The organism is Devosia sp., from assembly GCF_040509215.1.
Taxonomy (GTDB): domain Bacteria; phylum Pseudomonadota; class Alphaproteobacteria; order Rhizobiales; family Devosiaceae; genus Devosia.
This window is the reverse complement of sequence record NZ_JBEVLL010000302.1, coordinates 1-3,145: the sequence shown is the minus strand read 5'-3', so window position 1 is coordinate 3,145 and position 3,145 is coordinate 1. Positions and strand designations below refer to the sequence as shown.

Here is a 3,145-nt window from a genome sequence, read left to right as displayed (position 1 = left end):
ACCTCTAGAAACGTGCACCCATCGAAAGTCTTGTAACAACTTCCACCGGAATTGCTTCCAGCTTCAGTTCGCAAGAACCTCGCCGTCCACGTTTCTCTTTCTTCTATCTTCACAATGTCAAAGAGCTGACCTTCGCCCAAAAGGGCTGAACGTCGGTGGGACACCGTCCCAGATTTTCATCAGACAAAACAAACTCATCATCCGGTTGCCCGGCAGATCGTCTGCCCTGTCAGAAGTCGCTAACAGTGGGAACAACTCTAAGTCGTTCGCGTCGTCAGCGCCGCGGTATCTAAGTGAACCAGAGTTCCTTGTCAACACCGCTTTTCAGAATTTCGGTAGAACCGATTTTCTCAGTCGCTTGATTGTCGAATTTATCGTTCGTTTTCAGCGACTTGCTTCCGTGCCCGCCGCCGTTTGGCGCCGCGCTCTTCAGCGATGAGCGGGTTATAGGGGCGACCCGTTTTCCTGTAAACCCCCCTCCATGACAAAAACGACATTTTCTGTTTTTGACGTCTGCCCGTTTGTGGAAAACACGACTGGATCACCAGAGATTTCAGGCGCCTCCGGCCGATTGCGCTTTTCGGCAGATTTTTCAGCACCTTCTCTCTCTTATAGGGGCAATCGCCACCTCAAGTGACCCGAGATCCCGAAACTCCGCGCTTTCGCCGCATTTGCGGAAGATATGACGGCCATTGAAATCATCGGCGGCTCTCCTTAGGCTGCGCCTCACGCTATACCTATATAGAGAAGAGGCCGTTCGCTTCGGCCCCCTGGGGGAAGACCTATTCAATATCAAAGGACGGCGCGTTGAACGCTGCGCAACGAAATCGCCACGCTTCCCTGCTGCGCGCCAGTGGGTTCGAAGATGGCCCGGCCCTGACAGTTCAATCGACCGACGGTGAAATCCCGCAGGGTCGCGAGTTGAGCTTTGCCTGGTTGAGCGGCACGGTGATGACCGGCCTGACCTCTGTGCTGCTGATGGGCGCGGCTCTATATGTGTCCTTCCAGGGCCAGGACACTTTCTCGACGGCCTATAAAGCACTCCAGCTCGCCGCCCCGCGGCTCGAGCAGCCCTTTGCCACCGACAGCACCGCCAAGTCCTCGCGTATCCGTCCCGTCGCTGCCACCCGTTCGGACCTCGAAACCATCGAGGCCTCCATTCGCCAGATGGTCGATGGCCGCGAGATTCTGCGCAACCAACCCTTTACCCGCCTCCGCGCCACGCTCGCGACGACGGCCACCTCTCTCTCTGCCGACGCGCCGGCTTATGACCCGGTCGCCATTCTCAATGCGACCCAGCCGCTGCAGGCCGTGTCGCTTGATCTTAATGCCGACGTCTATGGGACCGATGTCGATGGCGAAGTCGCCGTCCGTCAGGCCGACATGCCGGCAAGCTTTATTCCCGCGCGCGCCATCAGCGATGAAGTGGCTGCCGATTTCGTTCGCGGTACGGCCGAAGCCACCTTCTATACAGAGGATGCGCCGCCGACCCTTGCTTATGCCGCGCTTGGCCCGAGCCTCGATGCGCTGGCCAAGGAGGGCACGCCCACTTCTCCCAATGGTATCGCCGAGAATGTGACGGTCGTTCCCAAGACAACGCTTGCCGCCAATAATGGCCCCGGCCGCACCGAGCGCTTTTTGACCGTTCGCGAGATCGGCCCGCTATCGGCGACCCTCGTGCGCAATGGCTTTACGGTGGCTCAGGTGTCGATGGTGGAAAACACCCTCGCCAATCTCATGCCGGCGGGCGGTTTGCCCGAGGGCATTCGCCTTCGCATTCTCTATGGTCCGCTGACCAGCGACAGCAACAGCCTCGTGCCCTATCGCATGTCGATCTATCGTCCCGAAGGCGTGCAGGGCGATCCGCATATCGCCACCGTCGCCCTCAGCGACAATGGTCAATATGTCGTCGGTCTGCAGCCCGATTGGGTCGACTTCCCGCAAGAGGATATCGAGCAGATCAATGTGGGCAACCTTCCCACCGTTTATCGCTCCATCTGGGAAACCGGCCGCAAGCACGATCTCGACGACGAGACCATCCAGCGCATCGTCGGGATGTTCGCCTATGACGTCGACATGACCAAGCGCATCTCGGCCGGCGACACGATCGAAATTCTCGAGACCGAGGATACGCCCGGCGCCAAGCCCGAGCTGCTCTATGTCTCGCTCAATCTTTCCGGCACCAAGCGCCAGCTCTATCGTTTCGCCACCGAAGACGGCACCGTCGATTTCTACGATCCCGATGGCGAAACCGGAAAGCGCTTCCTCAATCGTCGCCCACTCGAAGGTGGCGGCACCCTGCGCTCGCGCTTCGGCTATCGTATCCATCCGATCTTCAAGACGCGAAAACTGCATACCGGCGTCGATCTCGCCGCCCGCTCCGGCACCCCGATCTATGCCGCCGGCGACGGCACTATTTCCTATTATCGCTGGCAGTCCGGCTACGGCAACAAGATCGAGATCCAGCACGTCAACGGCTATGAAACCGCTTATGGCCACTTGTCGCGCTATGTCGACGGGCTCGGCGTCGGCTCCAAGGTTCGCCAGGGCCAGCTGATCGGCTATGTCGGCTCGACCGGCCAGTCGACCGGCCCGCACCTCCATTTCGAAATCCTCATCAACGGCAATCTCGTTGATCCCCTGAGCGTCAAACTGCCCAAGGACAATGTGCTGGCCCCGCAATATCGCGATGCCTTTGCCCAGGCCATGACCCAGATCGACGACCTCCTCGCCCGCGAAGGCGCCCCCACCCAGGTCGCCGCCGCCAAGACGCCGTAAGAGCCTATTCCGCGCGCGCGACCCAGACGGCAAGCTCATTGCCGCCGGGTTCGCGGAAATGGAAACGCCGCCCACCCGGAAAATCGAACTGTTCGCGCGTGATCACGCCGCCTGCGGCGATCACGCGCTTTTCCGCATCATCGAGATCGTCCGTCCGGACAATCGCCATGGTCGCCGCAACGCGGCCTTCCGCCTGATCGACGCCGCCGTCGATCCCGGCATTTTCGAGCCCATCATAATCCGGCCCATAGCTGGTACGGCCCCAGCCGAACGCCGCCTCGAAAAAGGCGCTGCTCCTGGCCCGATCCGTCGAAGGGAATTCGATGTAGTCGATCTTGTCAGCCATTTTCCACGCCCTTGTTGTTCT

2 protein-coding genes are annotated in these 3,145 nt (G+C 59.8%); one reads left to right on the top strand and one right to left on the bottom strand.

From position 1 onward, the window contains the following. The first annotated feature begins 807 nt into the window (after positions 1-807). Positions 808-2,778, top strand: a complete 1,971-nt coding sequence (locus tag ABW043_RS17090; RefSeq protein WP_353922400.1) for a M23 family metallopeptidase — start codon at positions 808-810, stop codon at positions 2,776-2,778. Between the two features lie 4 nt (positions 2,779-2,782). On the opposite strand, the gene ABW043_RS17085 is transcribed toward ABW043_RS17090, so the two are convergent. Then, positions 2,783-3,124, bottom strand: coding sequence for a VOC family protein (locus tag ABW043_RS17085; protein ID WP_353922399.1), 342 nt, complete (start codon positions 3,122-3,124; stop codon positions 2,783-2,785). Between the last annotated feature and the right edge of the window lie 21 nt (positions 3,125-3,145).